Source organism: Rubrivirga sp. (genome assembly GCF_965213695.1).
Lineage (GTDB): Bacteria > Bacteroidota > Rhodothermia > Rhodothermales > Rubricoccaceae > Rubrivirga.
Window position 1 is genome coordinate 212464 of sequence record NZ_OZ243912.1, and the last position, 17782, is coordinate 230245.

General features: G+C 72.4%; 15 protein-coding genes and 1 pseudogene. 12 read left to right on the top strand and 4 right to left on the bottom strand.

Translation table 11 applies throughout. The annotated features are described in order from the left end of the window. Positions 1 to 99 precede the first annotated feature (99 nt). The gene (locus ACOOHE_RS00965) at positions 100 to 2817 is read right to left on the bottom strand and encodes an alpha/beta fold hydrolase (RefSeq protein WP_420455929.1); all 2718 of its coding nucleotides are present in this window, start codon (positions 2815 to 2817) and stop codon (positions 100 to 102) included. A gap of 395 nt (positions 2818 to 3212) precedes the next feature. Here ACOOHE_RS00965 and ACOOHE_RS00970 point away from each other — a divergent pair, with 395 nt between their 5' ends. Together ACOOHE_RS00970 and ACOOHE_RS00975 are read left to right on the top strand one after the other, a co-directional pair. After that, complete coding sequence (locus ACOOHE_RS00970) at positions 3213 to 4802, top strand: response regulator (protein WP_420455930.1); 1590 nt, start codon at positions 3213 to 3215, stop codon at positions 4800 to 4802. Positions 4803 to 5260: 458 nt separating this feature from the next. Then, positions 5261 to 6121, top strand: a complete 861-nt coding sequence (locus ACOOHE_RS00975; protein ID WP_420455931.1) for an FAD-binding oxidoreductase — start codon at positions 5261 to 5263, stop codon at positions 6119 to 6121. A 17-nt stretch (positions 6122 to 6138) separates the two neighbouring features. On the opposite strand, the gene ACOOHE_RS00980 is transcribed toward ACOOHE_RS00975, so the two are convergent. Next, complete coding sequence (locus tag ACOOHE_RS00980; RefSeq protein ID WP_420455932.1) at positions 6139 to 7455, bottom strand: endonuclease; 1317 nt, start codon at positions 7453 to 7455, stop codon at positions 6139 to 6141. Positions 7456 to 7510: 55 nt separating this feature from the next. Beyond that, positions 7511 to 8761, bottom strand: coding sequence for a DUF2391 domain-containing protein (locus tag ACOOHE_RS00985; protein ID WP_420455933.1), 1251 nt, complete (start codon positions 8759 to 8761; stop codon positions 7511 to 7513). Between the two features lie 278 nt (positions 8762 to 9039). Here ACOOHE_RS00985 and ACOOHE_RS00990 point away from each other — a divergent pair, with 278 nt between their 5' ends. Beyond that, positions 9040 to 10416, top strand: a complete 1377-nt coding sequence (locus tag ACOOHE_RS00990; RefSeq protein ID WP_420455934.1) for a M16 family metallopeptidase — start codon at positions 9040 to 9042, stop codon at positions 10414 to 10416. A 62-nt stretch (positions 10417 to 10478) separates the two neighbouring features. Further along, positions 10479 to 11936 carry a M16 family metallopeptidase gene (locus ACOOHE_RS00995; protein ID WP_420455935.1) on the top strand — a complete coding sequence of 486 codons (1458 nt, stop codon included), beginning with the start codon at positions 10479 to 10481 and terminating at the stop codon, positions 11934 to 11936. Positions 11937 to 11998: 62 nt separating this feature from the next. Here the strand turns inward: ACOOHE_RS00995 and ACOOHE_RS01000 are convergent, their stop codons facing one another. Then, positions 11999 to 12490 (bottom strand): amidohydrolase family protein, encoded by a 492-nt coding sequence (locus ACOOHE_RS01000; protein ID WP_420455936.1) that lies wholly within the window; start codon positions 12488 to 12490, stop codon positions 11999 to 12001. A 42-nt stretch (positions 12491 to 12532) separates the two neighbouring features. Between ACOOHE_RS01000 and ACOOHE_RS01005 the strand changes: the two genes are divergently transcribed. From ACOOHE_RS01005 to ACOOHE_RS01040, 8 genes and pseudogenes are all read left to right on the top strand, one after another. Continuing rightward, positions 12533 to 12658, top strand: coding sequence for a hypothetical protein (locus tag ACOOHE_RS01005; RefSeq protein ID WP_420455937.1), 126 nt, complete (start codon positions 12533 to 12535; stop codon positions 12656 to 12658). After that, positions 12655 to 14046, top strand: a complete 1392-nt coding sequence (locus ACOOHE_RS01010; RefSeq protein WP_420455938.1) for an MBL fold metallo-hydrolase RNA specificity domain-containing protein — start codon at positions 12655 to 12657, stop codon at positions 14044 to 14046. Before ACOOHE_RS01005 ends, ACOOHE_RS01010 begins: the two co-directional genes overlap by 4 nt. A 39-nt stretch (positions 14047 to 14085) precedes the next feature. Then, positions 14086 to 14550 carry a DUF1569 domain-containing protein gene (locus ACOOHE_RS01015; RefSeq protein WP_420455939.1) on the top strand — a complete coding sequence of 155 codons (465 nt, stop codon included), beginning with the start codon at positions 14086 to 14088 and terminating at the stop codon, positions 14548 to 14550. Between the two features lie 94 nt (positions 14551 to 14644). Continuing rightward, positions 14645 to 14941 carry a nucleotidyltransferase family protein gene (locus ACOOHE_RS01020; protein ID WP_420455940.1) on the top strand — a complete coding sequence of 99 codons (297 nt, stop codon included), beginning with the start codon at positions 14645 to 14647 and terminating at the stop codon, positions 14939 to 14941. 33 nt (positions 14942 to 14974) lie between these two features. After that, positions 14975 to 15088, top strand: a pseudogene (locus ACOOHE_RS01025) (DUF86 domain-containing protein); the annotation flags it as partial. A gap of 64 nt (positions 15089 to 15152) precedes the next feature. Further along, positions 15153 to 15500 (top strand): hypothetical protein, encoded by a 348-nt coding sequence (locus ACOOHE_RS01030; protein ID WP_420455941.1) that lies wholly within the window; start codon positions 15153 to 15155, stop codon positions 15498 to 15500. A 491-nt stretch (positions 15501 to 15991) separates the two neighbouring features. Next, positions 15992 to 16849 carry a hypothetical protein gene (locus ACOOHE_RS01035; protein WP_420455942.1) on the top strand — a complete coding sequence of 286 codons (858 nt, stop codon included), beginning with the start codon at positions 15992 to 15994 and terminating at the stop codon, positions 16847 to 16849. Between the two features lie 116 nt (positions 16850 to 16965). Further along, positions 16966 to 17715: an SDR family oxidoreductase gene (locus tag ACOOHE_RS01040; RefSeq protein ID WP_420455943.1), complete on the top strand. Its 750-nt coding sequence runs from the start codon at positions 16966 to 16968 to the stop codon at positions 17713 to 17715. Positions 17716 to 17782: the final 67 nt, after the last annotated feature.

A 17782-nucleotide genomic window follows, 5' to 3' on the forward strand; every position in this document is an offset into this window, starting at 1 on the left:
TGGCACGCCCGCCGCCGGGGTTGGGTCCGACCGTCGCACCGCGGCGCCCGCGCGTGGCCCCCGTCTGGGGAGACCCCGCGCGGGTCGGACGGCGGTTGGTCAGTCGAGCGACGTCAGCACCGACATCGCGGTGCCGTTGCCCATCTGGGGCCCGAGCCCGATCTCGGACTTGACGACGACGCCCGGCCGGTCCTGCGACACCCACATCGTCCCGCTGCCGCCGCCGGTCCCGTCGCCCTGCGTGAGCGCGACGACCCAGGTCTCGAACGTGCCGGCCGGCGTCTCGGCCGTCTCCGTCCCCGTAACCTCGACGGTGTACGTCGTCGGTTTCTGGGTCTGGGCGTCGAACCCGGCGAACTGGGCCCGGTAGCCGACCGCGAGCGGGAGCGTCCCGAGCCCGAACGACAGCGAGGGGCCCTCGACGGCGAGCGGCGCGTCGAGCGCGACGTCGACGGGGATCGTCTGGCCCCCGGCCTCGACCTGGCCCGTCACGCGGTCCGGCGTGTAGTCGAACGCGATCGTCGCCGGGCCCTGCGCGATCCGCCGCGAGAGCGGGCGGAGGTCGGCCTGGGCCACGACGACCGTGTCGGCGATGGCGCCCATCGGCGTGTCGGCCGTCTCGGTCATCACGAACGTGTCGCCGCGCGCGGCGAGCGCCCGCGTCACGTCGAGCGCGATCTCCTGGCCCATCACGTCCAGCGTCGTCGCGTAGGTCGCCGTGACGGGCGCCAGCATCGAGCCGTCGAGCGTGCCCGCTTGGGCGGCCGCGGGGCCCGTGGCCAGCTCGACCGTCATCGGGTCGACGGTGATGAGCGCGAGCTGGTCGGCGATCTCGGCCGGCATCTCGGTCTGGGCCCGGCCCCCGAGGTGCTCGGCGAGGAACGCCTCGCCGGCCGCCGCCAGCGCCATCCGGTTGGCTTCGCCCCTAAACCCGTGGCCCTCGTCCGGCGCCACGAGGTACTCGACGCCGACGCCCCGGTCGCGGAGCGCGATCACCAGCTGGTCACTCTCGCGCTGGGTCACACGCGGGTCATTCGCCCCGTGGACCACGAGCAGCGGCGTCCGGATCCGGTCGACGAAGTTCAGCGGGCTCCGGGCCTCAAGGTCGGCGCGGTCCTCGGCGACGGCCGGGTCGCCGACGCGCGCGAACCATGTGCCCTCCAAGAACGGCCGCCAGTAGGCCGGGAAGCTCTCGATGAGCGTGACCAGGCTCGACGGGGCCACGTACGGGATGGCCGCCGCGTAGAGGTCCGGCGTGAACGTGACGCCGGCGAGCGTCGCGTAGCCGCCGTACGACCCGCCGAAGATGGCGACCCGCTCGGGGTCGGCGATGCCTTGGGCGATCAACCACTGGACGCCGTCGGTGACGTCGTGCTGCATGGCGCCCGTGCCCCACTCCTTGTTGCCGGCGTTGAGGTGGTCCTTGCCGTAGCCCGTCGAGCTCCGGTAGTTGGGCTGGAGCACGGCGTAGCCGCGGTTGGCCAAGAACTGGGCGTAGCTGTCGTAGCCGTACGAGTCGCGGGACCACGGGCCGCCGTGGATGTACATCACGACGGGCAGGTCGCGCGGCGCCACGCCCTGGGGCAGCGTGAGGTAGGCCGGGATCTCGCGCCCGTCGCGGGCTTGGTAGCGGACGGCCTCCATCGGCGCCATGTGCTCCACGGGGAGGTCGGGGCGGGAGCGGTACAGGAGCTCGACGGTGTCGGCGTCGCGGTCGAAGAGGTAGACCGAGCCGGGGTCCTCGGCGCGCGTGACGGTCACAAGCATCTTGCGCTCGTCGTCGGTCATCGAGCCCGGCAGGACGTCGCCTTCGGGGAGCTGCTCGCGCAGGAACGCGAGGTCGGCCGTCCACTCGGGGTCGGACGTGTAAATGCGGAGCCGGTCGCCGTTGTAGTACGTCGCGACGACCTCCTCCTGGACATCGGAGTAGATCATGCCGCCGAAGTCGGCCCGGCCCTCAGGGTCGCGCTCGACGAACGTCTCGGCTCGCGTTTCGGGGTCGAAGATGACGAGCTCGGTGAGGTCCCGGTCGCCCTTGTTCGTCGACATGTAGAGGCGCTCGTCGTCGGCGTGGGACCCGAGCGGGGAGCAGCTCTCCTCGAACGTGCACGAGTACAGCACCTCGCCGACGGCGCCGTCGGCGTCGACGGCGTGGAGGTCGGTGCCGCCGCCGGGCGACTGCTTGATCGCGAGGCGGACGTTGCCGTCGTCGTCGTAGCCGAAGGCGCCGACCTGCTCGGTGTTCTCGATGAGCAGCTCGCGCTCGCCCGTCGCCAGGTCCACGCGGTAGACGTCGTGGTAGGCCGGGTCCCGGTCGTTGAGCCCCACGATGATGTGGTCCGGGTCGTTCTCGGGGACCGAGTAAATGATCGCGCGGACCCCGTCCACGTCCGTCAGGTTGCGGGCCTCGGGGACCGTGCCGCCCGTGGCCTCCGCCGGGTCGACGGCGTAGACGTGGAAGTTCTCGTCGCCGCCCTTGTCCTGGACGTAGAGGACGTACCGGCCGCCCTCGCTCCAGAAGTAGCCCGGCACGGGCCGCTCGTCGGCCGTCAGCGGTCGGGCCGCGTCGAAGGGCTCGTCGATCCCCTTGACCCAAACGTTCCGGACGCCGTCGTAGTCCTTGACGAACGTGAGGTACCGCCCGTCGGGCGAGAGCTGGGCGCCCGAGATCTCGGGGTTGCCGAAGAACACGGCCCGGTCGAGGAGCGGCGGGAGGTCGGCGGAGGCCAGGCCGGGAGCGGTCGGGGCGACGGGCGCCTGGGCCTGGGCAACGGGAATGGCCGCGAGCACGAGCGCGGCGACGAAAAGGCGAGTCATGTGCAGACGATGAGTGAGGCGGAAATCTACGGAACAGCTCCGGCCGTCGTCACCCGTTCCGGCCGACGCTTTCTGCCCCCGCTCCGCACGCTCCCAGCGCGCGAAGCCGTGGCGCCCTCCGTGGCCCCCCTCGTCATCCTGAGCGCCAGCGAAGGATCTACTGGACGCTGGCGCCGGGCCGGTCGGGGCCACCGAGCGGCGGCGGCTAGATCCTTCGCTCCGCTCAGGATGACAACGATGGGGGTGATGAGACGTCCGACGACGAGAGGCGCCGGCCCTGCTTTGCGACGGGGGGCCGAGCCGCCCGGGCACTCGCTCGCGACTTGCGGCGTTGGCACCCGACACCGCCCGCACCGATCCCGCCCGTCGTTACGCCCCTCACCTCCCGAACCGGCATGCCCCGCATCCTCTGGGCCGACGACGAGATCGACCTCCTCAAGCCCCACGTCCTCTTCCTCGAAGCCAAGGGCTACGCCGTCGACACGGTCTCGAACGGGGCCGACGCCGTCGACCGCGTGAAGGAGGGCGGCGGCTACGACGTCGTCTTCCTCGACGAGCAGATGCCCGGGCTCGGCGGGCTCGACGCGCTCCAGGAGATCAAGGGCGCCCGCCCCGAGACGCCGGTCGTGATGATCACGAAGTCGGAGGAGGAGCACATCATGGAGGACGCGATCGGCCGCCAGATCGCCGACTACCTTATCAAGCCGGTCAACCCGAAGCAGATCCTGCTCTCGGTCAAGAAGATCTTGGACGGCGCCCAGATCCGCGGCGAGGCCGTCCAGCGCGACTACCTCCAGGGGTTCGGCCCGCTCGCGGCCCGGATCTCCGGCGACCTCGACGCGACCGAGTGGACCGAGGTCTACGAGCAGCTCGTCCGCCACGACCTCGACCTGGCCGGCGCCGACGAGGGCGTCCGCCAGATCCTGGACGACCAGTACCGCGAGGCGAACGACCGCTTCGCCGGGTTCGTCGAGGACCGGTACCCGCGCTGGATCGAGGCGGCCCGCGCTGGTGACAAGCCGCGCCGCGACCGGCCCATGCTCAGCCACGAGATCCTGCCGAGCGCGGTGTTCCCGCACCTCGGCGACGTGGGATCGAGCCCCGAGCGGCCCGTAGTCTTTTTGCTGGTCGACTGCATGCGGTACGACCAGTGGCTGTTGTTCGAGAAGCACCTCCACGGGCTGTACGACGTCGACCGGGACTGGCACTTCGGCCTGCTGCCGACGGCGACGCCGTTCTCGCGGAACGCCATCTTCGGCGGGCTCTTGCCCATCGACCTCTCGGCCCGGTTCCCCCAGCTCTACACCGTCGACGAGCGCCAGGACGAGGCGTCGCTCAACGCCCACGAGGCGGAGTTTCTGACGGACTTGCTCCGGCGGAAGCACCGCGGCGACGTCCGCGTCCGCTACGACAAGCTGGTGTCCCAGTCCGATGGGCTCAGCTTCGCCGACCGGATCTCGGACACCCTCCAGCACGACTTGTCGGCCATCGTCGTCAACTTCGTCGACATCTTGGCCCACAGCCGCTCCGACACGCGGATCCTGAAAGAGATCGCGCCCGACGTGCCGGCGTACCGCTCGCTGACCGAGGCGTGGTTCGGCCACAGCTGGCTGCTGGCGGCGCTCCAGGAGCTGGCCCGCCACGACTGCACGGTCGTCGTGAGCACGGACCACGGGGCCGTCCGCGCGCTCCACCCGGCCAAGGTCATCGGCGACCGCGAGACGTCGACGTCGCTCCGCTACAAGCACGGCCGGAACCTCAAGGTGGACTCCGACGACGCCATCTTCGTCAAGGAGCCCGAGACGTACGGGCTGCCGCGGATGGGGATCAACGAGAACTACATCTTCGCCAAGGGCGACAGCTACTTCGTCTACCCGACGAACTACAACCGCTACGTGAACCAGTACCGCGACACGTTCCAGCACGGCGGGGTCACGATGGAGGAGTGCCTGCTGCCGGTCGTCACGCTCCGGCCGAAGGGGTAGGACTCCACTAGCCGAGACCGCGATGAAAACCCTCTGGTGCTGGCGATGTCGGCAAGACGTCCCGATGCTGGACGAAGGCGAGTTCGCAGAGGTTCGAGACGCCCACCGCCAAGGCACTCAGGCGATCAAGGGTTACCGCGAGCGGCACGGCGCCACGCTTCGGGAGACGCCCATCGCAAGCCTGCACCACCCGGTCCGCGAGGCGTACAAGCGACTGACCGGAGCGACCGGGTTCAACGCTGACCATATCCTCAAGCACCGGCTCGCGCTCTACGGGCCTCCGTGCTCCACGTGTGGGAAGCCGCTCCGTACGCCGGAGGCCGCCCTCTGCGCGGCGTGTGGCGCTCCAGTCATTCGCCACACGTCGTGAGCGACACGGCCCTCCGCCCCGAGGCCGATCCCGCACGTCGAGCTGGCACACGGAACGCGATCCTGGACGTCGTGCCCTACGTTGCGGCATGGACGTCCCGCCTCCCGGCTACCTCCGCGCCGTCGTCGAGCGCCGGCTCGACGTGGCCGACGACTTGGCGGTCTTCTGGCTGCGGCCGGCCGAGCCGCTCGCGTTCCGCCCCGGCCAGTACGTCACGCTCGCGATGCCGGCCGGCCGCGGCGTCGTTAAGCGGGCGTACTCAGTGGCCAGCGCGCCGCACGAGCCCCTCGTGGAGCTCGTCATCGAGCACGTGCCGGACGGGGCGCTGACGCCGGTCCTGTGGCCGCTCCGCGCCGGCGACGCCGTGTGGGTCCGGCGGAAGGTCGTCGGCCACTTCGTGCTCGACGCCGCCCGGACGCGCCACGTGATGGCCTGCACCGTCACCGGCGTCGCCCCGTTCCTGTCGATGCTCCGGGCGCACGTGGCGGCGCGGACCGCAGGAGAGACGGCGGACCACCGGTTCCTGGTCGTCCACGGCGCCAGCCGGTCGGCCGAGTTCGGCCCGTACCGCGCCGAGCTGGCCCGGCTCGCGGCCGAGGGCTGGGTGATCGCCGTCCCGACCGTCAGCCGCCCGTGGGCCGACCCCAGGTGGGACGGCGAGGTCGGGCGCGTGGAGGACGTGCTGCGCAAGCACCTCGACCGCCTGGGGTGGCTCGCGGCCGACGTCGCGGGCTACGCCTGCGGCCACCCGCAGATGATCGAGACCGTGCTGGGCCTCCTGCGGCGGGCCCGCGTCGACGCGGCGCACCTCCACGAGGAGAAGTACTTCACCGTCGGCGAGGCGGCGCCCGCCGTCGAGGTCGAGGCCGCGCCGCCGCCTACCGTGGGCCGCCGGCCCGGCGCCGTCGTGCTGAAGACGGCCCCGCGGCCGGCCGACCCAGAGGCCTAGGCCGGCGCTCGTGGTCGTCAGTCGGTCCGGCCCGGCGACGCGGGCCCGCGCACCCACCGCCCGTCGCGCCGGTGGAGCGTCGTGCCGACCGGCGTGTCCGTCGCCTGGCTCGCGCCGAGGTCGACGGACCACGTCCCCCGCGCCGGCCCGTCGCTGGCGACGAGCGTGCCCTCGTAGCTGAGGAACTCGACGACCGTGCCGTCGGGCGCGACGAGCGCGAGCCCGTCCGGCGACCCGTTCTGGATCCCCTTCACGCCGGTCCACACGGCGCCCGAGGCCGAGATCGAGCCGGACAGCGGGATCGTGTCGTAGACCGCGCCGCCGTTCCCGTTGACGAGCACGATCCGCCAGCCGTCGAGCGACGTGCCCGGCGGCCCGGCCACCTCGACGCCCTCGCCCACGTCGTCGCCCACGTTGTCGTAGTGGAGCTCCGTGATCCGGAGGGAGCTGCTGGCGGTCGGTGGGGCGGAGGGAGCCCGGGCCGAACCGCCGCCCCAGATCCGGTCCGCCAGCGACGGGGCGCCGACGAACGGGTTCTCGGTCCCCTGGAGCGTCGCGACCCAGGCGCTCCGCGCGCGCTCGGCGTCGTCGGGCGGGTCGGCGCGGTTCCAGGCCAGCAGGTCGGCGCGCATCAGCTGGAAGAAGGTCGGGTTGGCCCGCTCGGGGTAGACGGCGGCCACGTAAAAGACGGCCCGGGCGACGTCGCCCTTCCGCGACTCGGGCGGCTCGAAGCGGCCGGCGCCCCGCTCGCTCCAGCCGTCGGCGTCGAACCGCGGCGGGCGCGACTGGCTCGCGTCACGCCAGTACCACGCCTCGGCCAGGTCGTCCGGGATCTCGCCGAACGGGAGGTTGCTCCGCGACGTGTTGACCCGGTCCCGGGCCGGGAACAGGTGGTGGAGGTCGCTCTTGAGCGGCTCTTCGTCGGCCCCCATCGACTGGGGCCAGACGTGCTCGGCGTTGACCCCGAGCGCCGCCGCGACCGCCGACGGGTCGCCGGGCGGGAGCGTCACGCAGAAGTCGGTATAGAGGCCGCAGAGTGCGCCCCGGGTGTCCTGCTCGTGGAGGTAGAGCACGTCCCGGGCGCGGGCGTAGCCGAGCGTCTGGGCCGGCGAGTAGTCGCGGTCGATCTCCGCCAAGAGAGCCCCGTTGGGCAACCCGCCGGGCACCTCGGCGGTCGGTCCGGCCGTCGAGACGCCGCCCCTGCACCCGCCGCAGCCCGCCAGCAGGAGGAGGCCCAGCAGCGACGCGCGACACGCGAGGCGGGGCCGGATCCCGCTCGCGATCTCTCGCCAGCTCGTGGAATGGAAAAGCGGACGGGTGGCGGTCGCGGGCACAAAGCACCGGGAGAGAGAATCACGCATCACGAATCACGCATCGAACAGGCACCGCTCACGTCTCCTCATCGACGTAGGCCACGTGGCGGAAGTACGTCTGGTCCTCGAAGCTGGCCCCGAGCGCGCCGACGCCGATCCCGAGCGACGACACGAAGCCGGCGAACGCCAGCACCTCGTCCGGCCCGACGGACCGGCCCAGCGACGCGGCCCAGCCGTCCAGGATCGCCCCGTCGAAGAACAGGAGCCGGAGGACGAGCGTCGCCCCGAACAGGAGGGCCCACGTCGTCGACATGCCGAGGCCGAGCGCGAGCAGGATCGAGGCCGACTGGACGACCTGCTGCTCGGTCCGCGTCTGGCCGTGGCGCCGCGCCAGCAGCCCCTGCTTGCGGACGAGGTAGGCGCTCGTCCCGGCCACGGCGACCACGGCGAGCCAGGCCACGTGCCACAGCGGCTGGCGCGCGCCGAGGTCCCACGCCTCGGCCGTCATGACCAACACGATCAACGTCGAGATCGCGGCCGTGGTCAGCTTCGAGAGCTGGAACGGGAACCGCCACGGGCGGATCTGCAAGACCGTGTCGGCCACATCGTTCCAGTTGAGGACGAGCGCCTTGAGCGCGAACGCGGCGTCGCCGAGCTGGTCGAAGACGGTCTCCTCTTCCATCCGCAGGTCGGCCACGTCGGCGACCTCGGCCTCGATCTCGGTCCGGTTGGGCTCGGTGAACGAGAGCGACGAGCGGTCGAGGTCGGCCGGCGAGCGGGGCGGGTACATCACGGCGTCCTCGTGGGTCTCGTGGTCGAGCCCGTTGAGGTGGCCGAAGGCGTGAAGCGCGAGGGCCGCCAGACGATGCGCGAACCGCTCGGTCCGCTCGGCGTCGCTGAGGTCCGGGTGGCGGGCGCCGGGGTCGAGCCGGGCCAGCGACAGCGCGGCCACGTCGAGCGCCTGGGACGGCGTGGCGAGCGTGAACGGCCGGAACCGGGCGCGCAAGTCGGCCCCGGTCGCGACGAGCGCGAAGTCCCACCCGGCCACGCGCCGCTCGGTCGCCCCGGCATCGAGGAGGTCGACCGGCTCGACCTCCTGGCCGCCCGCGTAGAGGTCGGTCCGCCGGACGAGCGGGAACGACCACTTGAAGCCGGGCAGCGCGGCCCGCAGCGCCTCTCGCACCATCGCGCGCGCGCGCATCAGCGCCGCGTTCTGGGTCTCGTCGAGCGGCCCGGCCTGGACCCACCCCACCACGACGGCCGGCACGTGCCGGCGCTCGACGGGCGCCGGGGGCGGGGTGGGGAGCGCGGAGAGGGTCTCGGCCATGCCGCAAGATCGCACCCGCGTGCGGCTACCTTCCGTCGCCCTCCCGTTCGCCAGGGCAACCGCGTGCTTCGTCCCAGACCCCTTGCTCTTTCCCAGACCCCCTGCTCCCCTTCCGGTCGCTCCGCTCCCAGGTCGGGAAGCTGTCCCCCTCCAAGGGGGACAGTCCGGGCGCCCCTGAGCGGAGCGATGGGCGCCCGGACGGGGGGTCCGTCCGCCGCCCCCGCTCTGCTCGCACAGCACGCCGAGTCCCCCCAGACCTACAGACCGCCGTCCCGCTCATGCGCCGACTCCTCACCGTCCTCGTCCTCGCCGTCCCCCTGGCGGTCGCCGCCCAGGCGCCCGCGGTCACCGTCGACGTCGACCGGTTCCAGCTCGACAACGGCCTCGACGTGATCCTGCACCGCGACGCCTCCGTCCCGACCGTCACCGTCAACACGTGGTACCACGTGGGGAGCGGGCGCGAGGCGCCGGGGCGGACCGGGTTCGCGCACCTCTTCGAGCACCTGATGTTCGAGGGCTCGGGCCACGTGCCGGAGGGCGCCATCGACACCTGGCTCGAAGAGGCCGGCGGCGGGGCCAACGGCTCGACCACGCGCGACCGGACCAACTACACGACCGACGCCGCCACCAACGGGCTCGAGCTGGCGCTCTACCTCGACGCCGACCGGATGGCCTCGCTCCTGGACGCCATGTCGCCCGAGAGCGTCGACGGCCAGCGCGACGTGGTCAAGAACGAGCGGCGCCAGAGCTACGAGAACCGGCCCTACGGGCTCGCCTTCTCCGTCCTCGGCCAGACGCTCTACCCCGCCAGCCACCCCTACCACTGGCCCACCATCGGCTCGATGGACGACCTCAGCGCCGCCAGCTACGACGACGTCGTCGACTTTTTCCGGACCTACTACACGCCCAACAACGCGAGCGTGGTCGTGGCCGGCGACATCGACCTCGACGAGACCCGGGCCCTCGTCCAGAAGTGGTACGGGTCGATCCCGAGCGGGCCCGAGCCGCCGCTCCAGCCCATCGCCACGCCGACGCTCGACCGGGAGCATCGACTGGTGCTGGAGGACGCCGTCCAGCTCCCCCGGCTCTACCTCGCGTGGCACGCCCCGGCCGCCTACGCCCCCGCCGACGCGGCGATGCAGGCGCTGGCGGGCGTGCTCGCGGGCGGCAAGAACAGCCGGCTCTACCGACGCTTGGTCTACGAGCTCGAGATCGCCCAGGACGTGTCGGCGTTCCAGGACGGTGACCTCCACTCGGGCACGTTCTACGTCGTCGCGACGGCCCGGCCCGGCCACACGCTGGACGAGATCGAGGCCGTGATCGCGGAGGAGCTGGCGGCGGTCCGGTCGGAAGCGCCGGACGGGCGCGAGCTGGCGCGCGTCGTCAACGGCGTCGAGGCGTCGTTCCTGGACGGGTTGGAGACGGTCGACGGGTTCCGCGGCAAGGCCGACCAGCTCAACGCCTACCTCTTCTTTACCGGCACGCCGGACTTTTTCGAGGAGGACCTCGGCCGCTTCCGCGCGCTCTCGCCGCGCGACCTCACCGACGCCGCGATGACGTTCTTGACCGACCGCCGCGTCGCGCTCTCCATCGTCCCCGAGGGCGCGGCGGAGCTGGCGCTGACTGGCTCCGAGACCGCCGTCCCGCTGTTTTAGCCCCTCGGGCTGGTACGGGGTACAGGGTACCTGGTACGCGCCCTCACTCCGCCTCCTGTACCGTGTACCTCGTACCCCGTACCCTCCTTCCCGTCCTCCTGCTGGCGCTCGTCGCCGCCGCCCCGTCTGCCCAGACCGCACCCGACTGGGACACGCGGCCGGCCCTCGCCCCGGCGCCCGCGTTCGTGCCGCCGGCCGTCGAGCGGCATCAGCTCTCGAACGGGTTGCCGGTCCTGTTCGTCGAGAAGCCCGGCGTCCCCCTCGCCCAGGTCAACCTGCTCGTCCGCACCGGCTCGGCCGACGACGGGGCCCAGGACGGGCTGGCCGCCTTCGCCGCCGACATGATGGACGAGGGGGCCGGCGAGCTCGACGCGCTGGAGCTGGCGGACGCCGTCGACTTCCTCGGCATCGACCTCCGCGTCGGCGCCGCGGTCCACAGCGTGCAGGTCCAGCTCCACACGCCGCTGTCGAAGCTCGACGACGCGCTCGCGCTCATGGCCGACGTGGCGCTCCGCCCGACGTTCCCCCAGGCCGACCTGGAGCGCGTCCGCACGAGCCGGTTGACGGCGCTCGAACAGCGCCGCGACGAGGCCCGGTCCATCGCCAGCGTGGCGTTCGCGCGCGCGGTCTTCGGCCCGGACCACCCGTACGGCCGCACGGGCAGCGGCGAGCCGGCGACGGTCGGCGCGATCTCGCGGGCCGACTTGGTGGCGTTCCACGAGCGCGCCGTCCGGCCAGGCAACGCGGCCCTCGTCGTGGTCGGCGCCGTGTCGTGGGACGACGTGGCCGACCGGCTCGACGCGGCGTTCGGGGCCCAAGCGTGGCCGGCGGGCGAGGCGCCCGCGCCGGCCGCGCTCGCGGAGCCGGCGCAGGTCGGCCCGCGCGCGATCACGTTCGTCGACAAGCCCGGCGCGGCCCAGTCGGTCGTGCGGATCGGCCGCGTCGGCGCGGCGCGGTCGACGCCGGACTACGCGGCGCTCCAGGTCCTCAACACGATCCTGGGCGGCAGCTTCACGAGCCGGCTCAACCAGAACCTCCGCGAGCGGAACGGCTACAGCTACGGGGCCGGCTCGGGGTTCGACTACCGCCCGGTGCCCGGCCCGTTCACGGCCTCGTCCGATGTCCAGACCGACGTCACCGCGCCGGCCCTGACGGAGTTCTTCCACGAGCTGACCGGCATCGCCGCGCCCGTCCCGGCCGACGAGCTGGCGAAGGCGCGCGACAACCTCGCGCTGTCGTTCCCGTCGCCGTTCGCGACCGTCCGGGGCACCGCCGCGATGGTCGGCGCCCTGTGGCTCGACGACTTGCCGGCCGACACCTACGCCCGCTACGCCGCCGACGTCCGCGCCGTCACGGCCGACGACCTGGCCCGCGTTGCCCGCCAGTACCTCGACCCGGAGCGGGTGGCCGTCGTCGTCGTCGGCGACTGGTCGGTCGTGGGCGACGATGTCGAGGCGCTGGGGCTGGGGCCGGTCACGGTGCGGTCCATCGAGGACGTCCTCGGCCCGGCGCCCGAGTAGACGGACATGCATGGTGTCCCTGGTGGAAGCCATCCACAGGGCAGGGCGGATGCGATCCGCTCCTACCGCACCACGCGCCCGCCCTGGACCACCAGCCGGACCCGGCGCAGCGCGGCCACGTCCGCCGACGGGTCGCCCTCGACGGCCACCAGGTCCGCCAGCATCCCCGGGCGGACGGACCCGATCCGGCCCTCTAGCCGCAGCATCCGGGCGTTGCCGCTCGTCGCCGCCCGCAGCACGTCGAGCGCCGGCATCCCGGCGGCCACCATCAGCTTGGCCTCGACCGCTTGGTCGCCGTGGTCGAACACGCCCACGTCCGAGCCGACGCACAGCGGGACGCCGGCGGTGAGGGCCGCTGAAAACTGGCGGCGCTTGATGGCGATCCGGGCTGGCGGGGGCTCCCCACGGTCCCAGCCCTGGTCGCGCGAGATCGCGTCGACGGCACCGAGGGTCGGGCAGAGCCACGTCCCGCGCCGGGCCATCTCGGCCCAGACCTCGGGCGTCCCGCCATCGCCGTGCTCGACGCTGCGGACGTGCGCGCCGCCCGGTATCATGCCTAAGTCCTCGCACCGTCCCATGCCCACCGCGCTCCGCAGGTGGGCCGCCAGCCCGAGGGCCGCGCGTACCGCGACCTCGTCCGCCACGCCGACGGGGCCGTCACCGCCGAGGCTCTCGAGCTGACGCCGCTCCCCGTTGCCGACCTGTTCCCGCCGACCTCATGACCCTCACCTTCTGGGGCGCTGCCCGGACCGTCACCGGCTCCCTCCACTACGTCGAGTTGGACGACGGCACGCGCCTGTTTTTGGACTGCGGTCTGTTCCAGGGCCGCCGCTCCGAGGCGCGCGAGAAGAACCGGGACTGGCCCTGCGACCCGTCGTCGGTCGACGCCGTCCTGCTGTCGCACGCCCACATCGACCACGCCGGCCTGCTGCCGAAGCTGTGGCGTGACGGGTTCCGGGGGACCGTCTACGCGACGCACGCCACGCGCGACCTGTGCGCGATCATGCTGCGCGACAGCGCCTACATCCAGGAAAAGGACGCCGACTTTTTCAACCGGAAGATCCGCGACAAGGGCGAGCCCGAGATCGAGCCGCTCTACGACCAGGAGGACGCCGAGGGCATCATGAACCGCTTTCATGGCGTCCCCTACGGCACCCCGTTCCACGTCCCCGGCGGCGTCGAGGTCGTCTACCGCGACGCCGGCCACATCCTGGGCTCGGCCACGATGACGCTCGACCTGCCCGGCGGCAAGCGGCTCGGCTTTACCGGCGACCTCGGCAACCCGGGCCGGCCCATCCTGCGCGACCCCCAGCCGATGCCGCCCGTCGACTGGCTGATCTGCGAGAGCACGTATGGCGGCCGGACGCACGAGCCGACCGACGCGGCGAAAGAGCGGCTGGCGGCCATCGTCACCGAGACCGCGGCCAAGGGCGGGCGCGTCGTGATCCCGGCGTTCGCCGTCGGGCGGACCCAGGAGCTCGTCCACAACCTCGACCAGCTGTGGAACGAGGACCGGATCCCCCGCATCCCGGTCTTCGTCGACAGCCCGCTGGCGGTCAACGCGACGGCCGTGTTCCAGACCCACCCCGAGTGCTACGACGCGGACCTCCTGGCGTACATGCTCGAAGACCCCAACCCGTTCGGGTTCGAGCGGTTGGAGTACGTGAGGGAAGCGCGGCGGTCGAAGGAGCTCAACGGGCTGGCCGTCCCGTTCGTGGTGATCTCGGCGTCGGGGATGTGCGAGGCCGGGCGGATCCTGCACCACTTGCGCAACACGGTCGAGGACGACAAGAACACGGTCCTGATCGTGGGCTACCAGGCCGAGCACACCCTCGGCAAACGGATCGTCGAGCGGCGGCCCGAGGTCAAGATCTTCGGCAAGCCCCACGCGCTCCGCGCGCGTGTCGAGGTCATGAACACGTTCTCAGCACATGCCGACGAGCCCGGCCTGGTCGGCTTCGTCGGCGCCCTCGACCCGGACCGCTTGCAGACCGTCTTCCTCGTCCACGGCGACCCCGAGCGCCAGACCGCGCTGGCGGAGGCGTTCGACGAGGCCGGGATCCGGGCCGACGTCGAGGCGCCGGCACGCGGGCACACCGTGACCCTGTAGCTCCCGACTCAGGGCGGGGACCCTCATCCTTTCTCAGCCATGAAGAACATTTTTGACCGCGCGGTTGCTGACGAGGTGGTCGCTCGCATCGAGCGCCTGTCCCCCACCAGCGAACCGCTGTGGGGCACGATGTCGGTCGACCAAATGCTGGCCCATTGTTGCGTCCCGTTCGAGGCGGTCTACGACCCGGCCTACGCGGAGGCGCACCCCCGACCCAACGCGCTGATCCGCTGGGTGCTGCGGCTCATTGCCAAACCGATCGTCGTGGGCGAGAGGCCCTACAAGCGGAATATGCGGACCGCGCCCGAGTTCATCATCGAGGGGGCGAGAGACTTCGAGGCCGAGCAGGCGCGCCTGTCGGGATACGTCCGCCGGCTCCAAGCGGATGGGGCGGCGGCCTTCGAGGGGAGGGAGTCGCACTCGTTCGGGCCGCTGACGGCTCGCGAGTGGAGCACGCTGTTCTACAAGCACACGGACCACCACCTCCAGCAGTTCGGCGTGTGATGGGTGGACGGCGCTTGCCCGAGGCGGTCGGGCAGGGCGATCGCATACTCGAACGAGCTCTCCCTCCGTGGCGCCTACGACGTCCCCTCTCCCCGTGGGAGAGGGACAGGGTGAGGGCTTCCTGCGCGAGGGCCTCTTTCTTGCCCCCCTGTTCGGCTCGGCCACCGGTGACGGGTTCGGGCCGGACAGCGACGTCGACCTGGTCGTCGAGTTCGTCCCCGGCACGCGCCGCGGGCTGTTCGAGTTCGTGCAACTCGCGGACGACCTCGAAGCCATCGTCGAGCGGCCCGTCGATCTGCTGACGCGGCGGTCGGTCGAGCGGAGCCACAACCCGATCCGCCGGGCGTCGATCTTGGGACCGGCTCGACCCCTCTACCGGCGTGCGGCATGACGCCACGCTTCTCGACATCGCACGGGCGGCCGCGACCGACTCATCCACGGGTACGACGACGTGAACCTCGACGTCGTCTGGGACACCGTCACCGGCGACCTCCCGACGATGCTGGCGCAGATCAAGCCTCCGCTGCCCCGCGTCTGAGCGCAACCCGTCCGTCCGCCCGGCCGTCTGCGGCGTACGTTGCCCTGAGCACCCCGTCGCCGCCATGTCGCCCCTTCTCATCCCGATCCTCGCGCTCCTCATCCCCATCGTCGCCATCCTGGCGGGGACGTACCAGAAGGTCGAGAAGATGAAGGCCGAGACGGCGGCCAAGCTGGGCCGCGCGACGGACCACCTCGACGACGAACTGGCCGACGCCCAGGCCGAGCGCGACCGGCTCCGGCGCCGGATCGAGGTGATCGAGGCCATCGTCACGACGGAGGGCTTCGACCTCGAACGGGAGGCCCGCCGCGCCGGCCTCACCGATGCCAGCGGGCGCGTCGACCCGGCGCTCCTCGACCTCGACGAGCCGGAGCCGGAGCGGCAGCGGGCCGGACGCCAGCGGACCCGCTAGAGGGGTGTCAGGTTGCTCGTGGGCCGACCCCTCGCTCCCCTTCCGGCCGCTCCGCTCCCAGGTCGGGGAGCTGTCCCCCTCCAAGGGCAGGGCCGCTAAGGTCTCGGATGTGTTCTCGATCCGCGACCAACCAAGAGGAGTCATTCCCGCGCAGGCGGGAATCCAGGGCTCGTGCGGCACCGTGCTCGGCCTCCCTGGATCCCCGCCTGCGCGGGAATGACTATATGTAGTTGTGTATCTGCCACAGAACGTAGCAGCCCTGCCCTCGAAGAGGGACCGTCCGTCCGCCCGCTGAGCGCTTCGGCCGGGCTCAGCACAGGCTCAGCGAGGGGCGGACGGACGGGGGGGTACGGCCCGCGAGTAAGGGGTCATGACACTAGCGGCCCGCCGTCGACACGGAACGGGGACGGAGCGGGGGGCGAATCGCGACAGGTCCGACACACGACCCGCCGTCTGGATCCCCACCTTGGGGCTCCCCACCTCCCGATCCCATGCCCCGACTCCTCGCCCTCGGCGCCCTCGCCCTTGCCCTCGCGGCCTGCGACGCGGCCGAGACCGACGCGGCCCTCGCCACCGCCGCCCTCGACGACGCGGCCACCGCCATCGCGAGCGCCGTGGCGCTCGACGCCGGAGGCCTCTTGGAAGAGGCCGCCTCGGCCGCCTCGCTCGCGGCCCCGCCCGAGGCTGGCGCCCGCCACCCCGACCCCCGCCCCGGTTGCCAGGCCGAGCGGACCTACGACGAGGCCACCGGCGTCTGGACCGCCGTCGCCGACTGCGAGCGCGGCGACCCCGACGGCCGGTTCTACGCCACTTTCGAGCGGACCACGACCTACCGCTTCCTCGACGCCGACGGCCAGCCCCTGCCCGGCCGCGAGGGCGCCGCGAGCGTCGAGGTCGACGTCCTCTCGGGCTCCAGCCTGTTCCGGTCGCCGCGCGGCGTCCACGCGCTCGACGCGCTCACGAGTGACCTCACCGTCACCGACCTCGGCCAGGACCTCGTGACCGTCGCCGGGACCGTCCAGCGGGCGGCCAGCGACACGTTGCGCGGGCGCCGCGGCGTTCGGACGCTGGACTACGAGCTCGACGCGACGCTGGACGGCGTCCAGGGCCCGCCCGGTGTCACGCGGCGCTGGCGCCGCGCCGTCGCCGGGACGGTCTCGGGCACGCTTGTCGCCACGCTCACCCGGACGCCGCGCGGCGGCGAGACCGAGACCGTCGAGATCGACCAGGCGTTCACGATCACGTTCCCGACCGACGGCCGCGGCGACCGGGTCGCCGAGATCGTGCTCGGCGGGCGTCGCTACCGCGCCGACGTCGAGACGGGCGAGATCGCCGGGCTCTCCGACTGAGATCGACCTCCGGCGACCGAGCGGCCGTCCGCCGTCGTGGGGGACGGCCGCTCGGCGGTCGGAGAAACAGCGCGCGGCCGGCCCGGGTGGGAGACGCCCTCTCCTTCCGACCTCTCATGCCCGCTCTCTCCGACTCCGTCGTCATCGTCACCGGCGCCTCGTCCGGCATCGGCGAGGCCACCGCCCGCCACCTCGCGAAGGAGGGCGCGACCGTCGTCCTGGCCGCCCGCCGCGAGGGCCGGCTGGTCGACCTGAAGGACGCCATCGAAGCCGACGGCGGGACCGCGCTCGCCGTCCCCACCGATGTCACTGACCGCGAGGCCGTCCAGGCGCTGGCGCAGCAGACGCTCGACGCCTTCGGCCGGATCGATGTGCTCGTCAACAACGCCGGGGTGATGCCGCTCACGATGCTCCACAACCTGCGGACGGACGACTGGTACCAGACCGTCGACGTCAACCTGACGGGCGTGCTCCACGCCATCGAGGCCGTCCTCCCGACGATGTTGGAGCAGCGTGCCGGCCACGTCGTCAACGTGTCGTCGGTGGCCGGGCGGCGGGTGTACCCGGGCGGCGCCGTGTACTCGGCCACCAAGTACGCCGTCCGCGCGCTGTCCGAGGGGATGCGGGCCGAGCTCGGGCCCAGCCACGGCATCCGCGTGACCTGCGTCGAGCCCGGCGCCGTCGCGACCGAGCTGACCGACGCCATCGGCGACCCCGAGGTGAGGGCGTCGATGGGCAAGGTGTTCGCCCGGCTCACCCCGCTCGAGGCCGACCGGATCGCGGAGTCCATCGTCTACGCCGTCTCGGCCCCGGCCTCGACGACGGTCGCCGAGGTCCTCGTCCTGCCCACCGACCAGGCGCGCTGATCCGGCCCCTCTCGGTTGCGCCGTCCCAACGCGGACCGCAGGCCGCGATGTGGGGGCGGGTCCGCCA

Excerpts from the sequence above, each read along its gene's own strand:
- ACOOHE_RS00965 (WP_420455929.1), bottom strand. The coding sequence starts at position 2,817 with ATGACTCGCCTTTTCGTCGCCGCGCTCGTGCTCGCGGCCATTCCCGTT.
- ACOOHE_RS00970 (WP_420455930.1), top strand. The coding sequence starts at position 3,213 with ATGCCCCGCATCCTCTGGGCCGACGACGAGATCGACCTCCTCAAGCCC.
- ACOOHE_RS00975 (WP_420455931.1), top strand. The coding sequence starts at position 5,261 with ATGGACGTCCCGCCTCCCGGCTACCTCCGCGCCGTCGTCGAGCGCCGG.
- ACOOHE_RS00985 (WP_420455933.1), bottom strand. The coding sequence starts at position 8,761 with ATGGCCGAGACCCTCTCCGCGCTCCCCACCCCGCCCCCGGCGCCCGTC.
- ACOOHE_RS00990 (WP_420455934.1), top strand. The coding sequence starts at position 9,040 with ATGCGCCGACTCCTCACCGTCCTCGTCCTCGCCGTCCCCCTGGCGGTC.
- ACOOHE_RS01000 (WP_420455936.1), bottom strand. The coding sequence starts at position 12,490 with ATGATACCGGGCGGCGCGCACGTCCGCAGCGTCGAGCACGGCGATGGC.
- ACOOHE_RS01010 (WP_420455938.1), top strand. The coding sequence starts at position 12,655 with ATGACCCTCACCTTCTGGGGCGCTGCCCGGACCGTCACCGGCTCCCTC.
- ACOOHE_RS01015 (WP_420455939.1), top strand. The coding sequence starts at position 14,086 with ATGAAGAACATTTTTGACCGCGCGGTTGCTGACGAGGTGGTCGCTCGC.
- ACOOHE_RS01030 (WP_420455941.1), top strand. The coding sequence starts at position 15,153 with ATGTCGCCCCTTCTCATCCCGATCCTCGCGCTCCTCATCCCCATCGTC.
- ACOOHE_RS01035 (WP_420455942.1), top strand. The coding sequence starts at position 15,992 with ATGCCCCGACTCCTCGCCCTCGGCGCCCTCGCCCTTGCCCTCGCGGCC.
- ACOOHE_RS01040 (WP_420455943.1), top strand. The coding sequence starts at position 16,966 with ATGCCCGCTCTCTCCGACTCCGTCGTCATCGTCACCGGCGCCTCGTCC.